Annotated in this window: 19 protein-coding genes; 12 read left to right on the plus strand and 7 right to left on the minus strand. The window is 66.5% G+C overall.

The genetic code is table 11. The features are described 5' to 3' along the window. The first annotated feature begins 78 nt into the window (after nucleotides 1-78). Genes LG299_RS15710 through LG299_RS15720 form a run of 3 tightly spaced genes read left to right on the plus strand, consistent with a single transcriptional unit; the run spans nucleotide 79 to nucleotide 3,500 of the window. A complete protein-coding gene (locus tag LG299_RS15710) occupies nucleotides 79-708 on the plus strand; it encodes an SAF domain-containing protein (protein WP_404431904.1) in 630 nt (209 codons plus the stop codon). Beyond that, complete coding sequence (locus LG299_RS15715) at nucleotides 705-1,973, plus strand: CpaE family protein (protein ID WP_404431906.1); 1,269 nt, start codon at nucleotides 705-707, stop codon at nucleotides 1,971-1,973. Before LG299_RS15710 ends, LG299_RS15715 begins: the two co-directional genes overlap by 4 nt. Before the next feature lie 39 nt (nucleotides 1,974-2,012). Then, the gene (locus LG299_RS15720) at nucleotides 2,013-3,500 is read left to right on the plus strand and encodes a sensor histidine kinase (protein WP_404431908.1); all 1,488 of its coding nucleotides are present in this window, start codon (nucleotides 2,013-2,015) and stop codon (nucleotides 3,498-3,500) included. Between the two features lie 9 nt (nucleotides 3,501-3,509). On the opposite strand, the gene LG299_RS15725 is transcribed toward LG299_RS15720, so the two are convergent. Beyond that, on the minus strand, nucleotides 3,510-3,758 hold the full coding sequence (locus tag LG299_RS15725) for a WhiB family transcriptional regulator (protein WP_404431910.1): 249 nt from the start codon (nucleotides 3,756-3,758) through the stop codon (nucleotides 3,510-3,512). A 250-nt stretch (nucleotides 3,759-4,008) separates the two neighbouring features. On the opposite strand from LG299_RS15725, the gene LG299_RS15730 reads away from it, so the two are divergent. Beyond that, nucleotides 4,009-4,416, plus strand: coding sequence for a histidine kinase (locus LG299_RS15730; protein ID WP_404431912.1), 408 nt, complete (start codon nucleotides 4,009-4,011; stop codon nucleotides 4,414-4,416). Between the two features lie 6 nt (nucleotides 4,417-4,422). On the opposite strand, the gene bcp is transcribed toward LG299_RS15730, so the two are convergent. The 3 genes from bcp to aroA are packed head-to-tail and all read right to left on the minus strand — an operon-like array spanning nucleotide 4,423 to nucleotide 7,253. Next, complete coding sequence (bcp, locus tag LG299_RS15735; RefSeq protein ID WP_404431914.1) at nucleotides 4,423-4,887, minus strand: thioredoxin-dependent thiol peroxidase; 465 nt, start codon at nucleotides 4,885-4,887, stop codon at nucleotides 4,423-4,425. A 27-nt stretch (nucleotides 4,888-4,914) separates the two neighbouring features. Beyond that, complete coding sequence (gene rsgA, locus LG299_RS15740; RefSeq protein ID WP_404431916.1) at nucleotides 4,915-5,979, minus strand: ribosome small subunit-dependent GTPase A; 1,065 nt, start codon at nucleotides 5,977-5,979, stop codon at nucleotides 4,915-4,917. Next, nucleotides 5,976-7,253 carry a 3-phosphoshikimate 1-carboxyvinyltransferase gene (gene aroA / locus LG299_RS15745; protein ID WP_404434923.1) on the minus strand — a complete coding sequence of 426 codons (1,278 nt, stop codon included), beginning with the start codon at nucleotides 7,251-7,253 and terminating at the stop codon, nucleotides 5,976-5,978. Before aroA ends, rsgA begins: the two co-directional genes overlap by 4 nt. On the opposite strand from aroA, the gene LG299_RS15750 reads away from it, so the two are divergent. The 3 genes from LG299_RS15750 (at nucleotide 7,231) to LG299_RS15760 (ending at nucleotide 8,346) form a co-directional block, all read left to right on the plus strand. Further along, entirely contained in the window at nucleotides 7,231-7,443 is a 213-nt protein-coding gene (locus LG299_RS15750; protein ID WP_404434930.1) for a hypothetical protein, read from the plus strand. The two genes, aroA and LG299_RS15750, sit on opposite strands and share 23 nt — an antisense overlap. A 70-nt stretch (nucleotides 7,444-7,513) precedes the next feature. Beyond that, nucleotides 7,514-8,107 (plus strand): sigma-70 family RNA polymerase sigma factor, encoded by a 594-nt coding sequence (locus LG299_RS15755; RefSeq protein ID WP_404431918.1) that lies wholly within the window; start codon nucleotides 7,514-7,516, stop codon nucleotides 8,105-8,107. After that, entirely contained in the window at nucleotides 8,104-8,346 is a 243-nt protein-coding gene (locus LG299_RS15760) for an anti-sigma factor family protein (protein WP_404431920.1), read from the plus strand. The genes LG299_RS15755 and LG299_RS15760 overlap by 4 nt, the downstream gene beginning before the upstream one ends. Here LG299_RS15760 and LG299_RS15765 read toward each other — a convergent pair. After that, a complete protein-coding gene (locus LG299_RS15765; RefSeq protein ID WP_404431922.1) occupies nucleotides 8,343-9,260 on the minus strand; it encodes a diacylglycerol kinase in 918 nt (305 codons plus the stop codon). The two genes, LG299_RS15760 and LG299_RS15765, sit on opposite strands and share 4 nt — an antisense overlap. Before the next feature lie 96 nt (nucleotides 9,261-9,356). After that, the gene (locus LG299_RS15770; protein ID WP_404434924.1) at nucleotides 9,357-13,061 is read right to left on the minus strand and encodes a multifunctional oxoglutarate decarboxylase/oxoglutarate dehydrogenase thiamine pyrophosphate-binding subunit/dihydrolipoyllysine-residue succinyltransferase subunit; all 3,705 of its coding nucleotides are present in this window, start codon (nucleotides 13,059-13,061) and stop codon (nucleotides 9,357-9,359) included. Between the two features lie 176 nt (nucleotides 13,062-13,237). Here LG299_RS15770 and LG299_RS15775 point away from each other — a divergent pair, with 176 nt between their 5' ends. From LG299_RS15775 to LG299_RS15785, 3 genes are all read left to right on the plus strand, one after another. Continuing rightward, nucleotides 13,238-14,692, plus strand: coding sequence for a GuaB1 family IMP dehydrogenase-related protein (locus tag LG299_RS15775; RefSeq protein WP_404431924.1), 1,455 nt, complete (start codon nucleotides 13,238-13,240; stop codon nucleotides 14,690-14,692). Nucleotides 14,693-14,805: 113 nt separating this feature from the next. Further along, the gene (locus LG299_RS15780) at nucleotides 14,806-16,149 is read left to right on the plus strand and encodes a hemolysin family protein (protein ID WP_404431926.1); all 1,344 of its coding nucleotides are present in this window, start codon (nucleotides 14,806-14,808) and stop codon (nucleotides 16,147-16,149) included. Next, nucleotides 16,146-17,204 (plus strand): hemolysin family protein, encoded by a 1,059-nt coding sequence (locus LG299_RS15785; protein ID WP_404431928.1) that lies wholly within the window; start codon nucleotides 16,146-16,148, stop codon nucleotides 17,202-17,204. Before LG299_RS15780 ends, LG299_RS15785 begins: the two co-directional genes overlap by 4 nt. A gap of 9 nt (nucleotides 17,205-17,213) precedes the next feature. Here LG299_RS15785 and LG299_RS15790 read toward each other — a convergent pair whose 3' ends face one another. After that, nucleotides 17,214-18,284, minus strand: a complete 1,071-nt coding sequence (locus tag LG299_RS15790; protein WP_404431930.1) for an NADH:flavin oxidoreductase/NADH oxidase — start codon at nucleotides 18,282-18,284, stop codon at nucleotides 17,214-17,216. 28 nt (nucleotides 18,285-18,312) lie between these two features. On the opposite strand from LG299_RS15790, the gene LG299_RS15795 reads away from it, so the two are divergent. Together LG299_RS15795 and LG299_RS15800 are read left to right on the plus strand one after the other, a co-directional pair. Beyond that, nucleotides 18,313-19,152 (plus strand): NAD(P)H-hydrate dehydratase, encoded by an 840-nt coding sequence (locus LG299_RS15795; protein WP_404431932.1) that lies wholly within the window; start codon nucleotides 18,313-18,315, stop codon nucleotides 19,150-19,152. 66 nt (nucleotides 19,153-19,218) lie between these two features. Next, nucleotides 19,219-20,448: a hypothetical protein gene (locus LG299_RS15800; protein WP_404431934.1), complete on the plus strand. Its 1,230-nt coding sequence runs from the start codon at nucleotides 19,219-19,221 to the stop codon at nucleotides 20,446-20,448. Nucleotides 20,449-20,481 lie beyond the last annotated feature (33 nt).

The raw sequence follows: 20,481 nt of genomic DNA on the forward strand, positions 1-20,481 counted from the left end.
CCAGGGGAGGCGGCCGGACCGCCTCGGCCCTGTGGATAACCTCCGGGCCATCTCCGGCTCCTGAGTGACGATGGTCTCATGACCGCTGTGGATGCCCCTCGCCCTGCACGCCGACGCGCTTGGGGAGACGCCCGTTTCGTCCTCGGACTACTCTTGATCGTCGCGTCGGTCGCCGGCGTGTGGTTCGTTGTTTCGGCCGCGCGACAGACGGCGCCCGCCTTCGCCGCGACGCGCACCATCGTGCCGGGTGAAGCGCTGACCAGCGATGATCTCCGCATCGTTGATGTGGGTCTCGGCCAGCTTGCCGGTGCCTACATGTCGCCCGAATCGCTGGACGAGGGCGTCATTGCGACGCGCACGATCGAGGCGGGAGAGCTGGTTCCAGCGAGCGCGACGGGCGCAGCCGCACTCGCACAGACTACGAGTGTGGTGCTGCGCAGCACGGTCGACGTGCCGGCATCGATCGACGCGGGGTCGGTGGTCGAAGTGTGGTCAGCGCCCCTCCTCGAGCGCGGCCTGTACGACGTTCCGCGGATTCTCGTCGCCGATGCCGCCGTGGTCGCCGTCACGCGCGACGACTCGATGATCGGTGGCGCCGCCGCCACGCTGGAACTTGTGATTGCTCGGGCTGACGTCGCGACTGTGCTCGGGTCGATCGCTGACCAGGCCGCTCTGTCGGTGGTGCCCACGATCGGGGCGTCGAGATGAAGATCGTCGTCGCCGTCGACTCTCCCCGCGGTGCCGAGATCGCCGCAGGCCTGCGGCGCGAGGGGATGGACGTGCTCGCGGTGGTGCAGGCCTCCGTACCCGCGCGTGCAGCCGTCGACGGAATGCTCGGTGACGATGCACAGCGGGTCGTGCGCGCACTGGCTGAGGCAGAGGTGCTCGTGCTGGAGGTGAATCGCGAGTCCGCCACGACGGCAGTCGTGAGCGCGTGCGACCGCGCAGGCGTGCGGATCGTTCCCCTGGCGGGCGAGCCGGCTGCGGATCGCATCGTCTCTGCGTTCGGTCTCGCAGAGCCGCTGTCGCTCGATGTCGAGGCCTGGGCAGTCGTCGACGCTCTTCTGCGGGGGCCGTCCCTCGCCCCACTGCCGGAGGCGCGGGTGACCCACGGCGGCCCCCCAATTATCGCGGTGTGGGGTGCCGCGGGAGCGCCCGGTCGTTCAACGATCGCGATCGAACTCGCGGTTGAACTCGCGCGGGGTGGACGCCATGTCGCGCTGGTGGATGCTGACACCCACTCGCCCTCGATCGCTCTCTCGCTGGGGCTCGCCGATGAGGGGCCGGGGTTTGCCGCGGCCTGCCGTCAGGCTGACCTCGGCGGGTTGGATCCGCGTGAGCTCACCCGCATCGCGACACCCCTCGGCAAGAACGGCGTCGACGTTCTCACCGGGCTCAATCGTCCGTCCCGTTGGCCAGAGCTCACCGGACCGCGCGTGACGGGAGCGCTCGCAGCATGCCGCGAATGGGCAGACTTCACTGTGGTCGATGTGGCGGCCTCGCTGGAGCGCGACGAAGAGATCGTTTCGGACCTGGACGGACCCCGCCGAAATGCCGCCACGCTGGCGGCGCTCTGCGCGGCCGATCTGGTGGTCGCTGTCGCGGGGGCTGATCCGATCGGAGTGTCACGCTTCCTGCGCGCGCACGCCGAGCTTCGCGCGACTATCGGCGCCACTCCCATCGCCGTCCTCGCCAATCGCCTGCGACCGGGCTCGCTCGGCATCGATGCCCGCGGCCAGGTGCGGCGCACCCTCGACCGGTTCGGCGGCATCGACGACGTCTGGTTCGTGCCGCAAGACCCGAGGTCGGCCGATGCTGCGCTGCTGGCGGCGCGTCCGATCGCCGAGGTGGCACCGAAGTCCCCGGTGACCCTCGCGCTGCGCCGCTTCGTCGGTGAAGCGATTGTTCCGGCACCCGCGACGGTGCCTGCTCGGGCGGGTCGCAGCATCCGTCGTTCGAAAGCGGCTGCCTGACCGCATCGAGCGGACGGCTGCTCCGTCTACGCTGGAACGGTGTCGACGCTCAGTGATTTAGTCAATGCCCAGGGCCGGTCGAGTGAGGCCGACATCGAGTGGTTGCATCGTCTCGCCGGTGACGGTCAGCTTCTGGCAGACCTCGCATTCGCCGACATCGTGATCTGGGTGCCGACGGCTGATGACGCCTTCATCGCCGTCGCGCACACCCGCCCGAGCGGCGCAGCAACACTCTTCTACCGCGACATCGTCGGTGATCGGGTCAGGCCCCAGTGGCGCACTCAGGTGCGCGATGCGTTCCAGGGCGGCAAGATCGTCGACTCGGCTTCGCCGGACTGGTTCGAAGAGACTCCCACCCGTGTGCGCGCGGTGCCGATCATGCGCGCGCGTCAGGGTGAGACCGCGGTGGCGATCGGCGTGCTCACGCGTCACACCAACCTCGGTGAAACGCGCACCCCCAGCCGCCAGCAGATCACGTTCAACGACTGTGCCGACGACCTGTTCGGCATGATCGCGTCGGGGGAGTTCCCTGACCTCTCCGCGCCCACCTCTCCCCGCCGTGGCGCCCCGCGCGCGTCCGACGGATTGATCCGCCTAGATGTCGATGGGGTCACGACCTTCGCGAGCCCGAACGCGCTCTCGGCCTTCAACCGTCTCGGGTTCGAAGACGAACTCGAGGGGGAGTCGCTCGTCGAAGTCGTCACCGAGTTGCTGCCGGACAACCGTCAGTTCGACGAATCGTTGCCAGTCGTGGTCGCAGGGCGCGCCCCGTGGCGTGCCGACCTAGAAGCGCGAGGGGTGACCGTGTCACTGCGGACGATCCCGCTCCGCGACTACGGCAACCGGATCGGCGCGATTGTGTTGTGCCGCGACGTCACCGAGATCCGGCACCAGGAGCAAGAACTCATCACGAAGGATGCGACCATCCGCGAGATTCACCACCGGGTGAAGAACAACCTCCAAACGGTCGCCTCGCTTCTGCGCATCCAGGCGCGCAGGTCGCACTCGGACGAGGCGCGCGAAGCCCTCACACAGGCCATGCGCCGGGTCTCAGCGATCGCGGTGGTGCACGACACCCTCTCGGAGGGCCTCGCGCAGAACGTCGACTTCGACAACGTGTTCGACCGGGCGCTCAAGTTGATCGCCGAAGTCGCCGCTGCGCCCACCACGCGCGCACAGACGCGCACCACAGGGCGCTTCGGCACACTGCCGAGCGAGTACGCGACACCGCTCGCTCTCGCGCTCACCGAGCTCGTCACGAACGCCGTCGAACACGGGCTCGCCGGCAAAGAGGGCGAGGTCGAGATCATCGCCGACCGCACGGCCGAGCGTCTCGAGGTCACCGTCCGTGACAACGGAGTGGGGCTGCCCGAGGGACAGGTCGGCCGAGGTCTGGGTACGCAGATCGTGCGCACCCTGATTCAGGGTGAGCTGGGCGGCACGATCGATTGGCACACCGCGACCGGTAGTGGCACAGAGGTGACGATCGAGATTCCCCTGCGCTACATCGACCGCGAGCGTGCCTAGCGAGACGCGTCAGGAAGCGCGGCGAGCGCGCGCAGCGCGACGCTTGAGTGCGCGGCGCTCGTCCTCGGACAGACCGCCCCACACTCCGGAGTCCTGACCGGATTCGAGAGCGTACTGCAGGCAGATCTCGGTCACCGTGCAGGTTGCGCAGACGGTCTTTGCCTTCTCGATCTGATCGACGGCCGGGCCGGTGTTTCCCACGGGGAAGAACAGCTCGGGGTCGACAGTGAGGCAGGCGGCTTTGTCGCGCCAATCCATGGTGGTGCTCCTTGTAGCGAAGTAGTCGGGCGTATGGGTCCCGCGAATCGGGGTCCGGTACCCTGTGGGTAGTGCGAGCGAACGCTCGCCCCACGTCGGTGTGGGAGCACACGGCTTCATCAATCGTCCCATAGCACATGGTCATGATCAAGGGATTGCAGACAGGTTTCTGCCGATCTTGCTGTGCGTTCCCTTCGCAGCATGAGGTTTCACACAAAGCCGATGGCAGAACTCGAGGAGATCGTAGGGAATGCGGACAAGGACAATCGCGACGTGGGCGGCCATCCTCGTGGGGCTGGAAGGAGCGGCGATTCTGGCTCTCGCCGGCTGGCAGCTCGTGGCAGTCGTCACGGGTGATACGGCGTCGATCTCGAGCGCTCTGGCGTTACTCGTCCTGACTGTGGTCGGCGGCATCGCTGTCTTGGCCTTCGCCGTCGCGATCTACAACGGTCGTTCATGGGGTCGGTCGGGCGCGATCGTCACGCAGGTCCTCATCCTGGCCGTCGCGCTGGGCGCGGCTACCGGGGACTTCGCGCATCCGCTTACCGCGGCGCTCATCGCGGCACCCGCCCTGGTCGCCTTCGTGCTCCTGATTCTGGTCGCGCGAGACGCCGGGCGTGAGGCATCCGCGCACGAAAGCCCCCACGAGAACCTTTAGGTCGCGTCAGACCTCAAGAAGGCCGCGCACACGTGCGACGTGCCCGGTGGCGCGAACGTTGTAGAGAGCGTGGGCGATGTTGCCGTCAGCGTCCACCACGAAGGTCGAGCGGATGACGCCCTCGACGACCTTGCCGTAGTTCATCTTCTCGCCCCAGGCGCCGTACGCCTCGTGAGTCGTGCGGTCGGGGTCGCTCAGCAGATCGTAGGTGAGCCCATCGCGCGCGCGGAAGCGCTGCAGCTTCTCGGGGAGATCGCGCGAGATGCCGAGCACGGTGTAGCCGGCGGCCTGCAGCGGCACGAGACTGTCGCGGAAGTCGCACGCTTCGGTGGTGCAGCCCGGGGTCATAGCCTCGGGATAGAAGAAGAGGATGACGGGCGTGCCGCGCAGCGCCGACAAGCTGACGGGCTGCTCGTCCTGGTTCAGAAGCGTGAAGTCGGGAGCGGGGGTGCCGATATCGAGTGTGGTCACGATTCCACTCTAGAACGGGCGGATGCCTCAGCCGCCGCTCGTCTGATTTCCGGCCTTCTCGCCGAAGGTTTGGAGTAGTCGCTGCATCGAGTCCAGACGTGCGGCGCCGGTCGGACCGAGTCGGCCCGCAGCGACTGCCTCGACGAGCGCGCAGTCGGGTGCGTCCGCAAGATGCGTGCATCCGCGCGGGCACTCCTGGGCGATCAGGTCGAGTTCGGTGAAGGCCTTCAGGATGTTCGACGTATTGACGTGGCCGAGCCCGAAGGAACGGACGCCGGGAGTATCGATGACCCAGCCGGAACCCTGCGAGCCTCGGTAGCGGTATGAGACCGTCGAGCTCGAGGTGTGACGACCTCGCCCGGTCACCTCGTTGACGTGTCCGGTGGCCCGCTTCGCCTCGGGGACGAGTCCGTTGACGAGGGTGGACTTGCCAACTCCCGAGTGGCCGACGAAGACCGTGGAGTGGCCGACGAGCGCTGCACCCACGCGTTCGAGCGGCATCTCCTCCTGCGCGCTGGTGAAGACCTCGAGATCGAGGCCGTCGAAGTGAGTGAGAAACTCGGCGGGGTCGGCGAGATCGGTCTTGGTCACGACGAGGAGGGGCCGCATCCCCGCATCGAGTGCGGCAACGAGGTAGCGGTCGACGAGTCGGGCGCGGGGCTCGGGGTCTGCGGCGGCAACGACGACGAGCATCTGGTCCGCATTGGCGACGATCACCCTCTCGACCTGATCGGTGTCGTCGGCGCTCCGTCGTAGGAGCGACGAACGCTCTTCGATGCCGATGATGCGGCTCAGCGTGCCGTCGTCGCCGGTGGTGTCGCCGACGACGCGTGCGCGGTCGCCGGTGACGATCGGCATTTTGCGCAGTTCCCGTGCTCGCACCGCCAGGATCGTGTGCTCGTCGGGGCCGTCCTCGTCCACCAGGACGTTGTACCGGCCACGGTCGACGCCCAGGACGCGTGCTATCTGTGCATCGGCATGGGCGGGCCTGCGCTTGGTTCGCGGCCGGTTCGCCTTGGGGTTCGGACGCATCCGCACCTGCGACTCGTCGAACTCGTCATCATCGTCGTCGTCCGGTTCGAGCCAACTCACGATGCCTGCATCGCCTCCGGCGCAAGGGACGCGGTGTCACCATCGCCCGCGAGCATTTTCTGCCACAACTGCGGAAACTCAGGCATGGTTTTGGCAGTGGTGCCGATGTCGTCGACCTCGACGCCGGGCACGGCCAGGCCGACCAGCGCACCGGTGGTCGCGAGTCGGTGATCGTGGTGGGCGCGCCAGCGGCCGCCGTGCAACTCACGCGGAACGATGCGAATGCCGTCTTCGAGCTCGTGCGCTTCGCCACCGAGCCCACGCAGTTCGCCGACCAGTGCCGCGATGCGATCGGTCTCGTGGCCGCGGATGTGTCCGATGCCGTAGAGCGTGGTCGGTGCGTCGGCGAATGCGGCCAGCGCGAAAATGGTGGGGGTCAGTTCGCCTGCGGCCGAAAGGTCGAGGTCGACGCCTTGGATGCGGCTGCCTGCGGTGACCGTCAGGGCACCGCCGCGGCGCACGGCGCGGGCGCCCATGAGCGTGAGGATGTCGGTGAGCATCGCGCCGGGTTGCGTGGAGTGGACGGGCCAGCCCGTGACCGTGACCGAGCCACCGGCGATCATCGCCGCTCCGAGGAACGGTGCGGCGTTGGAGAGGTCGGGCTCAATCGCCACGTCTTTGCCGCGGATGGGGCCTGCGGGAACCACCCACTCACCGGGCGCTGGGCGTTCGACGTGCACTCCGCGGTGTGCGAGTGCTTCGACGGTCATGTCTATGTGGGGGATGCTCGGCAGGCGCTCGCCCGAGTGGATGAGGCGCAGACCGACATCGAAGCGCGGAGCAGCCAGCAGCAGGCCCGAGACGAACTGGCTGGACGCGCCCGCATCCATCACTACTTCGCCGCCGCGCACATGGCCGTGCCCGCGCACGGTGAACGGCAGCGCCCAGTGACCGCCATCGTCGATGTCGACGCCGACATCGCGGAGCGCCTTGATCATCGCGCCCATCGGACGATGGAGGGCACTTTCATGTGCGGTGAGGGTGATGTCACCCTTAGCAAAGCCGCCGAGGGCAGCGACGAAGCGCATCACCGTACCGGCTTGCCCGCAATCGACGACGGCCTGACCACCGAGTGGCCATTTCGGTGTCACGACGATGTCGTCACCGTAGCGGCCGGTGCCCGCGACAAGCTCGATGCCCACTCCCAGGGCTCGGAGAGCATCGACCATACGGGCGGAGTCATCCGAGTGCAGGGGTGCTGAGAGGCGGCTCGGCGAGTCCGCGAGGGCAGCCAGGATCAACTCGCGGTTCGTGAGTGACTTCGACCCCGGCACGGTGACAGTTGCCCGCAGGGGGCCGGTCGCGGTGGGCGCGGCCCAGGCCCCGCGGGGAGTCTTCGCAGGGATGTGGGAATACCGCTCGGCTGTCATCGGGTTCTACTTTACTGACCGTGTGCGACTGACCGCGGATGACTTCCCCGTGATCGAGCGAGAGGCGACCCCGAGTGACGGCAACAGTGCATGACCCTACGGTCGAGGCGGCGTTCGCAGAGCTCACTGCGGGCCTTGAGGACAGCGCCGTACAATGGCGCGTGATGAGCGAGCAGACGGCGCAAGAGAACCGCGACCAGTTCGAAGAGCAGGCATTGCCCTTCATGGACCAGTTGTACGCGGCCGCAATGCGGATGACCCGCAATCCTGCGGACGCGGCAGACCTCGTGCAAGAAACGTTCGTGAAGGCCTTCGCCTCGTGGAAGACCTTCACCCAGGGCACGAACCTGAAGGCCTGGCTCTACCGCATCCTTACGAACACGTACATCAACACCTATCGCAAGAAGCAGCGCGAGCCGTATCAGGGCACGATCGACGACCTCGAAGACTGGCAGCTCGGCGGCGCCGAGTCGACGACCGCGACAACGAGTCGGTCGGCAGAGGCCGAAGCGATCGATCACATGCCGGCATCCGTCGTCAAAGACGCCCTGCAATCGATCCCCGAAGATTTCCGCTTGGCGGTGTACCTCGCCGACGTCGAGGGCTTCGCCTATCAAGAGATCGCCGACATCATGAAGACCCCCATCGGCACGGTCATGAGCCGTCTGCACCGTGGCAGACGAATGCTGCGTGACCTCTTGGCCGACTACGCGAAGGAACGCGGCATCGACGTTGCCGCAACAGGAGCCAAGAAATGACCGACTGCGGCTGCGACAAGGCCCGCAAGGACCTCGAAGAGTACCTGCGCAACGAGATCTGCAAGACCGAGCGCGGCGACATCGAAGAGCACCTCGCGCACTGCGAGGGATGCGCCGACGAAGCGCACGTGGCGCGAACACTCACTGAGGTCGTCGCCCGGGCCTGCAAAGAGAGTGCTCCCGAAGAGCTTCGCGACCTCGTGCTGGCGAAGCTCCGCGAGGCGCGGGCAAGCGTCTAACCCGACTTCGGAGTCAGCGGCGCGAACACGCGCAACGCGCTGGGCACGACATCGACCGTGAGCGGGAGCGTTCCGATCGGGTCACCGTCCGCATACGCGGTGACGCCCGACGATGAGAGACGCGCGGAGCGCACCCGGTAGGTCGACACCTCAGGCACAGTAGTGTGCGTGCCTCTGTAGACGCGGGGGAGCAGTCGCAGGAGGTGCAGGCGTCCTGCCGGGCGGACGATCGTGACATCGAGCAGGCCGTCGGCGGGATCGGCGTCGGGACAGATCGGGATGCCGCCACCATACGTGCGGCCATTGCCCACGGTGGCCATGACCAGGTCCCGGGCGATGCGCTCCCGCGTGCCGTCCGCGAGCTCGAGCTCCACTTCGTACGGGATGCCTTTCAGCGTCAAGAACTCGATCAGGATAGCGATGTTGTATCGCGACCCGCCGCGCGGCCAGCGCATTGCGTTCGCACGGTCGTTCACCTTCGAGTCGAACCCACTCGCGAGCGCGGTGCCGAAATACCGGGTCGTCCCGTCCGATCGAGTCACCCGTGCCAGGTCGATCGTGCGCGTCTCGCCCGCCGCGATCGCCTCGGCGGCCGAGGCGATGTCGAGTTCCTTCAGCCCCACCGTCGCGGCGAGATCGTTGCCGGTGCCCGCCGGAATGACGCCGAGAGGGATGCCGGTGCCCGCGACCTCTTGGATGGCAAGGTTCACCGTTCCGTCGCCGCCCGCGACGACCACCGCATCCGTTCCGAGGCGGACTGCGGTGCGTAGAAGCTCGCTGGATTCCTCGGCGCTGCCGCCGCTGATGATCGTCGTGCGGATTCCGTGGTCGCGCAGCCGCTCAGCCGCCTGCGTTGCCGCTCCCGTGCGCGCACCCGCGCGCGCAGCAGGATTGGCCAGCAGCATGACGTTCATGTGAGCGGATCCTCCACGGCGAGATCACAGGCGCGCGCAAGAACGAGCACGCGCGGATTCATGATCCCACGCGTGCCCCGTCCACACGGAGCAGGGCTAGAGCGTCAATGCCTTCTGCATGATCTTGGCCTGCTCGATCGCGTGAACCTTCGGCGAGCCCGTCGCGGTGGATGCTGCAGCCGGCCGTGAGACACGACGAATCGTGCGACCGTGGAGGTGCTTGACGACCTCGAGCGCGATGAACGGCCACGCGCCCTGGTTCTCGGGCTCGTCCTGAACCCACACCAACTGCGCGTTCGGGTAGCTGTCGATCACGGAGTTGAGCTCGTCGATTGGGGCCGGAGCAAACTGCTCGAGGCGCACCAAGGCGATCTCGGGGTTCGGGTTCTTCTCGAGTTCGGCCTTGAGGTCCCAGTGGATTTTGCCCGAGTGCAGCAGAACCCGCTTGACGCTGGCCTTGTCGAGCGAGCGATCGTCATCCAACACGGGCTCGAACTTGCCGGTGAGGAAGTCATCCACCGGGCTGGTCGCTCCGCGCAGACGCAGCATGGCCTTCGGGGTGAAGACGATCAGCGGGCGACGCGGGCGGGCGTACGCCTGGCGCCGCAGCAAGTGGAAATACGACGCGGGCGTAGACGGACGCGCGACGGTCATGTTGTCTTGCGCGGACATCTGCAGGTAGCGCTCGATGCGGGCCGATGAGTGGTCGGGCCCCTGACCCTCGTAGCCGTGGGGAAGGAGCAGCACGACGCTCGACTGCTGACCCCACTTTTGGTCAGCCGACGAAAGGTACTCGTCGACGACCGACTGGGCTCCATTGGCGAAGTCACCGAACTGGGCTTCCCACAAGACGAGGGAGTCGGGCCGTTCGACCGAGTAGCCGTACTCGAACGCCATCGCCGCGTACTCGCTGAGGAACGAGTCGTAGACCCAGAAGCGTCCCTGATCAGCGCTGAGGTTCGAGAGCGGGATCCACTCCTGGCCGTTGGCGCGATCGTGGAGGACCGAGTGACGCTGTACGAACGTGCCGCGTCGCGAGTCCTGCCCGGCGAGACGCACGTTCGTCTTCTCGAGCAGGAGCGAACCGAAGGCGAGCAACTCACCGAACGACCAGTCGATCGCGCCGTTGCGGCTCATGTCGTGACGCTTGTCGAGCAGTTGCTGCAGCTTCGTGTGAACCGTGAAGCCTTCGGGCTTGTTGACGAAGGTGTCACCGATCAGCTGAACGACTTCGCGCGAGACACCGGTCGTCTCAGGAGCGCCGACCACGATCACGTCGTCGACATCTTCGACGACATCGCTGGACCCGGTCTCGGCGGCATGCGTTTCAGTGAACGCGACCTCGAGCCGGTTCTGGAAGTCGCGCTTGGCCTGCTCGTATTCTTCTTCGGTGATATCACCGCGACCGACGAGCGCCTCGGTGTACAGACGACGCACCGAGCGCTTAGCTTCGATGAGGTTGGTCATGAGCGGCTGCGTCATCGAGGGGTCATCACCCTCGTTGTGCCCGCGACGGCGGTAACAGACGAGGTCGATCACGACGTCACGGTGGAAGCGCTCGCGGTACGCGAAGGCGACCTGGGCTACCCGGTTCACGGACTCGGGGTCATCGCCATTCACGTGCAGGATCGGCGCCTGAATGGTCTTGGCGACGTCGGTGGCGTACACGGAGGAACGGCCGTCTTGCGGGGTCGTGGTGAATCCGACCTGGTTGTTGACGACGACGTGGATAGTGCCGCCCGTGCGGTAGCCGCGCAGTTGCGACATCTGCAGAGTCTCGACGACGACGCCCTGGCCCGAGAAGGCCGCGTCACCGTGGACGAGGAGGGGCAGCCACGAGAACGTGCCGATGGGCTTGCGATCCTGACGTGCGCGGACGATGCCCTCGAGCACGCCGTCGACGGTCTCGAGGTGAGACGGGTTTGCGGCGAGGTAGACCGGCACCTCTGCGCCACGGTCGTCGACGAAGGTGCCCTCCGTGCCGAGGTGATACTTCACATCGCCCGAGCCGCTCTTCGAACCGATGGCGACAGAGCCCTCGAACTCGCGGAAGACCTGGCCGTACGTCTTGCCGGCGATGTTCGTGAGCACGTTGAGGCGTCCGCGGTGGGCCATACCGATGGCGACGCCATCCAGGCCAGCCTCGGCGGTTCCCTGCAGGATTTCATCCAGTAGAGGAATCAGCGACTCGCCGCCCTCGAGGCTGAAGCGCTTCTGACCGACGTACTTCGTCTGCAGGAACGTCTCGAACGCCTCGGCCTGGTTGAGCTTGTCGAGGATGCGGAGCTGCTCGTCGTGGCTCGGCTTCTGGTACTTGACCTCCATGTTCTCCTGGAACCACGCGCGCTGCACGGGGTCCTGGATGTGCATGTACTCGACACCGATAGTGCGGCAGTAGGAGTCACGAAGGACGCCGAGGATGTCGCGAAGCTTCGCCTGACGCTTGCCGCCGAATCCGCCCGTGACGAACTCGCGGTCGAGGTCCCAGAAGGTGAGCCCGTGGTTCTCGATCTCGAGGTCGGGGTGCGTGCGCTGAACGTACTCGAGCGGGTCGATGTCGGCCATGAGGTGGCCACGCACACGGAACGAGTTGATGAGCTCCTGCACGCGCGCGGTCTTGTCGACGCGCTCGGCGAGGTCGACGTTGATGTCGTTGCCCCAGTGAATCGGCGCGTACGGAATGCGCAGAGCCGCGAAGATGTCTTCGTAGAAGTTGCGCTGACCGATGAGCAACTCGTGCACTGTCTTGAGGAACTGGCCGGACCCCGCGCCCTGGATCACGCGGTGGTCGTATGTGCTGGTGAGGGTGATCGTCTTGCCGATCGCCAGCTCGCTCAGCGTCTTCTCGCTGGCGCCCTGGAACTCGGCGGGGTACTCGAGGGCACCAGCGCCAACGATGCAGCCCTGTCCCTTCATAAGGCGGGGAACCGAATGGACCGTACCGATGCCGCCCGGGTTCGTGAGCGAGATCGTCGTGCCCTGGAAGTCCGCGGCCGTCAGCTTGTTGGCGCGGGCGCGGGCGATGATGTCTTCGTAAGAGGCGAGGTACTCACCGAAGGTGAGCGTGTCGGCGCGCTTGATGCTCGGAACGAGAAGCGCACGCGTGCCATCGGGCTTGGGGATGTCGACGGCGATACCGAGGTTGATGTGCGCGGGGGCGACCACCGACGGCTTGCCGTCGACCTCGGCGTAGAAGACGTTCTGGCTCGGGAACTCTTTGAGAGCGCGGATGAGCGCCCATCCGATCAGGTGGGTGAAGCTCACCTTTCCACCGCGCGTGCGCGACATGTGGTTGTTGATCACGATGCGGTTGTCGATCATGAGCTTCGCGGGCACCGTGCGCACGCTCGTCGCGGTCGGTACCGTCAGCGATTCGTCCATGTTTGCCGCGAGGGCCTTGGGCATGCCCTTGAGGACAGTGACTTTGTCGTCTTCGGCGGAATCGTCTGAAGAAGAGGGCGCCACGTTCGGCGCCTGGGCGGGAATGGGCTGGGGGGACGCGGGCCGGGTCGTCGTCCGAGCGACCGGCTGTGCGCCGATGACAGGGATCGGCGCAGTCACCGGGCGATGCTCTTCCACCTTCGGCGGTGCGGCCTCTGTGACCGACTCGGCGGGCGCGGGTGGCGGAGCCGTTGTCTCGGTCGTGTCGACGGGGCGGTAGTCCTGGAGAATGGGCCACCACGCCTTGTCGACGGAGTTTGGGTCGATGGTGAACTGCTCGTACAGCTCCTCGACGAGCCACTCGTTAGCTCCGAACTCTCCTTCGTTCGAAACCCCGAGGCCCGTCACCTGGCTCGACACGCTGAATCGCCTGCTTTCATCGGTGAAGATCTGGGTGTCGTGCGGGACACGTGTGCCCACACGCACGACTCTTAAGCGTAGCCCAGTCTGACGCGGGCTACCCGGTTCGAACGTCCGTGAAGACAGAAAGATCTGGATCATTTACCGCACAGCTACAGTCACTACCCTTGTGTGACATGGAGTTCTACGGTGAGATGCCCAACGTCGACCTGACTTATTCGGATGTGTTCTTGGTTCCCCGGAGGTCGGCGATCACGAGTCGCTTGGACGTCGATCTCTCTCCCGGAGACGGCTCGAACGCCACGATTCCGTTGGTGTCTGCGAACATGAACTCCGTCACCGGGCCGCGCCTGGCGGCCACTCTGGCCCGTCGCGGTGGGCTCGGCGTTCTGCCGCAGGACATGGCGTTGCAAGACCTCGACGCGGCGATCCGCTGGGTCAAGTCCCAGCCGGTCGCCTGGGACACGCCGCTCGTCCTCGGCCCCGATGCAACGGTTGCCGACGCCGCGCGTCTGCTCCCTGCGACAGAGGGCCACGGGATCGTTGTCGCCGCCGCGGGCGACGACATACGCATCGACACCATCCTCGGCGTCGTGCCGGCCACACGGCTCGCCACAGCCTTGCCAGATGCTCGACTGGGTGACCTCGCACGGGGGCGCGCAGCATCCATCGACGCTGACGACGTCGAAAGTGCACGCCATGCCTTCGACCTCATCGTCGCAACCGGCGCCGAAACCGTCTGCGTTCTGCACCACGGTCACCTCGTCGGCACACTCTCTCGCCGCAGTGCCCTGCGCTCGACCCTGTACCGCCCCGCAGTGGATGCCTCCGGGCGTCTCATCGTTGCGGCCGCGGTCGGGATCAACGGTGATGTCGCCGCCAAGGCGAGGGCGCTTGCCTCTGCCGGAGTGGACGTCCTGGTGCTCGACACCGCGCACGGTCACCAGGAGGGGATGATGCGTGCCCTGCGCGCAGTCTCGGAATTGGACCTCGGCATCCCGATCGCTGCCGGAAACATCGTCACCGCCGAAGGCGTGCACGACCTCGTCACCGCGGGCGCCGACATCTTGAAGGTCGGCGTAGGCCCGGGTGCAATGTGCACGACGCGCATGATGACCGCTGTCGGTCGTCCCCAGTTCTCTGCCGTGCTCGAGACCGCGGAGGCCGCCCGCATCATGGGCGCTCACGTGTGGGCGGACGGCGGCGTGCGCTACCCGCGCGACGTCGCGCTCGCGCTCGCAGCCGGCGCAACCTCGGTGATGATCGGCTCGTGGTTCGCCGGAACCATCGAGGCTCCGGGGGAGTTGCAGACGGATGCCTCGGGCCGTGCGTTCAAAGAGTCGTGGGGGATGGCGTCGACCAAGGCCGTGCACGAGCGGTTCGGACGCCTGGATCCTTACGAACTTGCGCGCAAGGAGCTGTTCGCCGAGGGAATCTCCTCGTCGAAGATCTATCTCGACCCGCTGCGGCCCTCGCTGGAAGACCTCCTCGACATGATCACCTCGGGTGTGCGGTCGTCGTTCACCTACGCAGGCGCGGCGACGGTGGCCGAGTTCCACGACCGCGCGCGTGTCGGCCTGCAGTCCGCCGCGGGCTACGAAGAGGGCAAGGCGCTACCGGTCAGCTGGTGATCTCACGGCGGACCGAGGCATCCATTCGCGTAGAATAGCCAGACGATGGACGACCCTCCCAGTAAACGCCCGCCCCACGACCCCTCCCTGATCTTGATCGGGGGCGATGCGTGATGGACTACATCATGTTGGGCGTGGGGCTTCTGCTGACAATCGGCACCGGCCTATTCGTGGCGAGTGAGTTCGCCCTCGTCAACCTCGACCGAGCCGATCTCGAATCACGCCGCGATGCGGGTGAGTCGCGACTGTCGATGACGATCAACGCGTTGAAGATCACGTCGACGCACCTTTCGAGCGCGCAGCTGGGCATCACGCTCACGACGCTGCTGACCGGTTACGCGATGGAACCGGCGATCTCCAACCTGCTCCGACCCGTGTTCACCGCCTGGGGGATGCCGGAAGGTCTCATCAGCCCGCTGGCGGTCATCATTGCGATCTCGCTTGCGACGATCCTCTCGATGATCCTCGGCGAGCTCGTGCCGAAGAACTTCGCGCTTGCCGTGCCTCGTCAAACCGCGAAGCTCGTGATCCCGTTCCAGACGGCGTTCACCTTCGTGTTCCGCCCCGCGATCACCGTGCTCAACGGCAGCGCCAACGGTGTCCTGCGTGCGATCGGGATCGAGCCGAAAGAAGAGCTGTCCGGCGCCCGCACCGCCGAAGAGCTCTCCAGTCTCGTCCGTCGCTCAGCCAGCGCCGGCGTGCTCGAAGAAGACACCGCCACACTCCTGGATCGCAGCCTCACTTTTGCCCGACTCAGCGCGGCCGACGTCATGACGCCGCGTCCCAGCATCCATGCGCTCGCCGCCGATGACTCCGCCGAAGACGTGATCCAGCTCGCACGGCGCACCGGCCACAGTCGCTTTCCGGTGTACGACGAGTCGATGGACGACATCACCGGCATCGTGCACCTCAAGGCCGCCGTCGGCGTTCCCCGTGACCGCCGCCGAGATGTGCCCGCCGCAGCCCTCGCCACGGAACCGCTCCGCGTGCCGGAGGCTGTGCATCTTGATGTGCTCATCAGCGAACTGCGCGCCCGTGGTTACCAGATGGCGATCGTCGTCGATGAGTACGGCGGCACCGCCGGCGTGGTCACGCTCGAAGACCTCGTCGAGGAGATCGTCGGAGAAGTTCTCGATGAGCACGATCGACGGCGCGCGGGGATCGTGCGCGGCAATGACTCGATCGTCTTCCCCGGCGAGCTTCGACCCGACGAGCTTCTCGATCGCACCGGCATCCGCATTCCCGAGGGTGATGTCTACGACACCATCGGCGGCTACATCATGAGCACGCTGGAGCGCATCCCTGTGCAGGGTGACACCCTCGAGATCGAAGACGGCACCATCGAGGTCCAACGCATGGCCGGTCGCCGTGTGGATCGTGTGACGTTCACGCCGAAGCCTATGCCGGGCGCCGCCGAGCCGGCCTCGACGACCAGCGAAGGGGGGCAGAAGCGATGAGCGACTGGGCAGGAATTGCATGGCTGTTCGTCCTGCTGATCGTCAACGCCTTCTTCGTCGGGGCAGAGTTCGCGGTCATTTCCGCGAAGCGCTCGCAGATCGAACCGCTGGCCGAGAAGGGCATGCGTTCGGCGAAGACGGCCCTGTACGCAATGGAACACGCCACGCTGATGCTCGCGACGAGCCAGTTGGGCATCACGATCTGTTCGCTGCTGATCTTGAACGTCTCTGAGCCTGCGATCCACCACCTCTTGGCTGAACCCCTTGGTCTCACGGGCCTCGACGAGGGCACCGTCGACGTCATCGCGTTCATCATCGCCCTGCTGATCGTGTCGTACCTGCACGTGGTCTTCGGTGAGATGGTGCCGAAGAACCTCGCGTTTTCGGTTCCGGACCGCGCTGTCCTGATGCTCGCGACCCCGCTCGTGTGGGTCTCGAAGGTCTTCTACCCCGTCATCGCAGTACTGAACTGGATCGCCAACCACGTACTGCGGCTGTTCGGGGTCGAGCCGAAGGATGAGGCCGCGTCGACCTTCACACTCGATGAGGTGGCGACGATCGTGAATCAGTCACGCATCGAGGGAGTCCTCGATGATTTCGCCGGCACGCTTTCGGCGGCGCTCGAGTTCACCGACAAGAAGGCCAAAGACATCGCGGTGCCCCTTGCCGGGCTCGTCACGTTGCCCGATTCGACCACGCCCGATGAGATCGAACGGGCCGTCGCCAAGCACGGTTTTTCGCGCTATGTGATCGTGAATGCGGATGCTGCGCCCGTCGGCTACGTGCACCTCAAAGATGTGCTGCGTGCCGCAGAGGGGCCGGATGCGTCGACCGACGTCGTACGCACGATTCCGGCGAAGCGCATTCACCACATGGTGCCCGTGCTCGAATCGACCGACCTCGAGGACGCGCTGGCGCTCATGCGCCGGGCGGGGCGCCACCTCGCGCAGGTGCGCACGACCGAGGGCGAGACCACCGGTGTGCTGTTCCTCGAGGACGTGATCGAGGAGCTCGTCGGCGAGGTGCAGGACGCCACTCGCCGCCGCGGCTACTGACGGCTCGGTTCAGTGGCGGCGGCTTGCCCGCACGTACTGGATCGGCCAGTAGTCGATCGGCTCATCGAGCTCGCGCGCGGCGCGGAGACCAAAGTGCGGGTCGCGCAACCACTCGCGCCCCGACATGATGGCGTCGGCGTCTCCCGCGGCGAGGATCGACTCGGCCTGCGGTCCGTCGATGATGAGTCCGACCGCGTTGACGGCAACGCCGGCTTCGCGCCGCACGTGGGCAGCCAGCGCGACCTGATAGCCCGGGCCGGTGGTGATCTTCTGGTGGGCGACGAGTCCGCCGCTGGAGATGTCGAAGAAATCCGCTCCACGGTCGGCAGCCCAGCGGGCGACGGTAGTGGTCTCTTCGATCGTCCAGCCGCCATCTGCCCAGTCAGTGCCCGAGAACCGGACGAAAAGGGCGGCGTCGGCAGCGGCATCCCTCACCGCATCGATGATGCGCAGCAGGAGGCGGGCGCGGTTCTCGAGCGACCCGCCGTACTCGTCCTCGCGGTGGTTCGACAGAGGCGACAGGAACTGGTGCAGCAGGTAGCCGTGTGCGGCGTGTACCTCGAGTACCTGGAACCCGGCCTCGAGCGAGCGCAGCGCGGCGGCGGTGAAGTCGGCGACGACCTTGTCGATGCCGGCGAGATTGAGCGCGCCAGGAGTGTCGTAGCCCTCGAACGCGATGGCGGACGGGGCAACGGTTTGCCACCCGCCGTTCTTGATTGGCACAGAGCCGTGATCGTCGGTGAAGCCCGAATACGTTGAGGCCTTGCGGCCCGCGTGGGCCAACTGGATGCCTGCGAGCGCGCCGCGCGAACGGATGCCGGCGACGATCGGCGCCCATGCCTGAACCTGCTCGTCGTTCCAGATGCCGGTGTCTTCGGGCGAGATGCGACCCTCCGCCGATACAGCGGTCGCCTCGGCCATGACGATGCCCGCGCCGCCGGATGCGAACTGCGTGAGGTGGGTGTAGTGCCACTCCTGCGGCACCCCGTCGATCGCGCTGTATTGGCACATCGGTGCGACCCACAGGCGGTTGCGCGCCGTCAGGTTGCGGATCGAATAGGGGGTGTACAGCAGGCTCATTGAGGCTCCAGCGTCATAGGGTGGCGACATGGTCGAGGTGGTCACATGGTCGAGTGCGGATGTCGCGCGCGTGCTTCGGATGCCAACGGATGGAGACGACAAGTATTCCCGCGGGGTCGTCGGGCTGCGCACCGGATCGACTGAATACCCCGGAGCTGCGGTGCTCGGTGTCGAGGCCGCGTGGCGTACCGGCGTCGGTATGGTCCGCTACCTCGGTCCGTCGCGCGACCTCGTGCTGGCGCGACGCCCAGAGACCGTGACTGCGGACGGCCGGGTGCACGCGTGGGTGATCGGCTCGGGCACAGACCCCTCGACGCGGTCGCGCGCAGAGACAGGCGCACTGCGGGCAATCCTGGCGCGGACCGAACCCGTCATCGTCGACGCGGGGGCGCTGGACCTTGCGCTCGGCGCATCCGCGCCGGTGATCGTGACGCCGCACGATCGTGAGCACGCGCGTCTGCGCGAAGGGCTGCATCTGAGTGGGGCCCCTGAAGATCGCACCGCCGCTGCTGTCGAAACCGCCTCCGCCTTGGACGCCGTCGTGCTGCTCAAAGGATCTTCGACACTCGTCGCGACGCCCGACGGATTGGTCCTCCGCGTCGACGCCGGCGTCCCGTGGCTGGCCACCGCTGGCACGGGTGACGTTCTGGCCGGGGCCATCGGCGCGCTCGTCGCTGCGGCAGGGGCCGGTAATGCGCCGGCGGATGCCGCGTCGCTGGCCGCGCACGCCGCCTCCGGCGCGTGGCTGCACGCTCGGGCAGGGGCCATTGCCTCCGCCGCGTATGGCTCCGCCGGGGGGCCCATCACGGCCATGGACGTTGCCGAAGCCCTGCCACGAGCCGTCGGAGAAGTGCTCGCCGAACGGTGATGCGCGACCGGGGAGGCATCCGGAATCGCGCCCAGGTCGTGCCCGGCCGCCGCCTACGATGGAACCGTGTCGAGGCGAGCGGGACTCTGGGTCGGGTTCGTCGTCGTCCATGTCGCCGTCGCTGTTCTCGGGTTCGTGTTGCCGAACAATCCTATGGGCGACGTCTACCTCGTCTACGAACCGTGGACGCTGCAGGCCCTGAGCGGTGCGGGGATTCCCGGGATCGATTTCACCTGGATCTACCCGCAACTCGCGCTCGTTCCGCTGGTGCTCACCCAGGGGCTGGAGTGGATCGCCGGGTACACCATTGCCTGGGCGATTGTCGTGACTCTGTGCGATGCCGCCGCATTCGCCGTGCTGGTCGGCAATGGCAGATCTCGCGGCCGCTGGCTCGCTGGTTGGTTCTGGCTGGTCTTCATCCTGCTGCTGGGGCCGGTCGGAATGTATCGCCTGGACGGTATCACCGTGCCGCTCGCGATCGCGGGCTGCCTGTGGCTGGTCGGAAGGCCGTGGCTCGCCTCCGTTCTGCTGGCGATCGCGACGTGGATCAAAGTCTGGCCCGCCGCGCTCTTGGGCGCTGCCGTCATCGCGGTGCGGCAACGTCTCTTCCTCATCGGCGGCGCGCTCGCGGTGAGTGCGATCACCCTCGTCGCGGTGGCGCTTCTCGGTGGTGCCCGTCACGCGCTGGGCTTCGTCACCGAGCAGGCCGGACGTGGGCTGCAGGTGGAGGCGCCCGTCAGCGGCTTCTATCTGTGGGGCACGGCGCTGGGACTCGAAGGATTCTCGGTTTACTACGACACCGATCTGCTCACCTATCAGGTGACCGGCGCCCACCTCGACGCGGTGATCGCCGTCATGACTCCGCTCTTGATCGTAGGGATGCTGGCGCTCGCCGCTCTCGGTGCGTTCAAGGCGTGGCGTGGCGCGACCTACGTCAGACTCTTTCCGCCGCTGGCGCTGAGCCTCGTGCTGGGGTTCATCGTGTTGAACAAAGTGGGGTCTCCGCAGTACCTGACCTGGATCATCGCGCCGCTCGCCCTCGGACTCGTGCTTGACCGTCGGCGCTGGTGGGCGCCTGCCCTCGTCGGGCTCGTCGCGGCGTTGCTCACTCAGATCGTCTACCCGATCACCTACGGCGGAGTCATCGGTGCGGAGATCTTCGCGGTGACCGGCCTCACCGTGCGGAATCTGCTCCTGGTCGCGTTGTGGGTGTGGACGATCGCGTCACTCGTCCGCATACCGACGAAACGGGTCTTCGAATCGATTCGACAGGATGCCGCGACCTCGCTACCCTGAGGTCGCCGAGGCTGGTTGGCTGATCACGCTCTA

This window comes from Microbacterium lacus (assembly GCF_044794305.1).
In the GTDB taxonomy this organism is placed as follows: Bacteria; Actinomycetota; Actinomycetes; order Actinomycetales; family Microbacteriaceae; genus Microbacterium; species Microbacterium lacus_B.

Bases quoted from the DNA above. Each gene is read 5' to 3' on its own strand.
- LG299_RS15765 (WP_404431922.1), bottom strand. From the start codon at position 9,260: ATGAACGTCATGCTGCTGGCCAATCCTGCTGCGCGCGCGGGTGCGCGC.
- LG299_RS15775 (WP_404431924.1), top strand. From the start codon at position 13,238: ATGGAGTTCTACGGTGAGATGCCCAACGTCGACCTGACTTATTCGGAT.
- LG299_RS15785 (WP_404431928.1), top strand. From the start codon at position 16,146: ATGAGCGACTGGGCAGGAATTGCATGGCTGTTCGTCCTGCTGATCGTC.
- LG299_RS15790 (WP_404431930.1), bottom strand. From the start codon at position 18,284: ATGAGCCTGCTGTACACCCCCTATTCGATCCGCAACCTGACGGCGCGC.
- LG299_RS15710 (WP_404431904.1), top strand. From the start codon at position 79: ATGACCGCTGTGGATGCCCCTCGCCCTGCACGCCGACGCGCTTGGGGA.
- LG299_RS15780 (WP_404431926.1), top strand. From the start codon at position 14,806: ATGGACTACATCATGTTGGGCGTGGGGCTTCTGCTGACAATCGGCACC.
- LG299_RS15795 (WP_404431932.1), top strand. From the start codon at position 18,313: ATGGTCGAGGTGGTCACATGGTCGAGTGCGGATGTCGCGCGCGTGCTT.
- LG299_RS15725 (WP_404431910.1), bottom strand. From the start codon at position 3,758: ATGGATTGGCGCGACAAAGCCGCCTGCCTCACTGTCGACCCCGAGCTG.
- LG299_RS15730 (WP_404431912.1), top strand. From the start codon at position 4,009: ATGCGGACAAGGACAATCGCGACGTGGGCGGCCATCCTCGTGGGGCTG.
- LG299_RS15760 (WP_404431920.1), top strand. From the start codon at position 8,104: ATGACCGACTGCGGCTGCGACAAGGCCCGCAAGGACCTCGAAGAGTAC.
- LG299_RS15715 (WP_404431906.1), top strand. From the start codon at position 705: ATGAAGATCGTCGTCGCCGTCGACTCTCCCCGCGGTGCCGAGATCGCC.
- LG299_RS15755 (WP_404431918.1), top strand. From the start codon at position 7,514: ATGAGCGAGCAGACGGCGCAAGAGAACCGCGACCAGTTCGAAGAGCAG.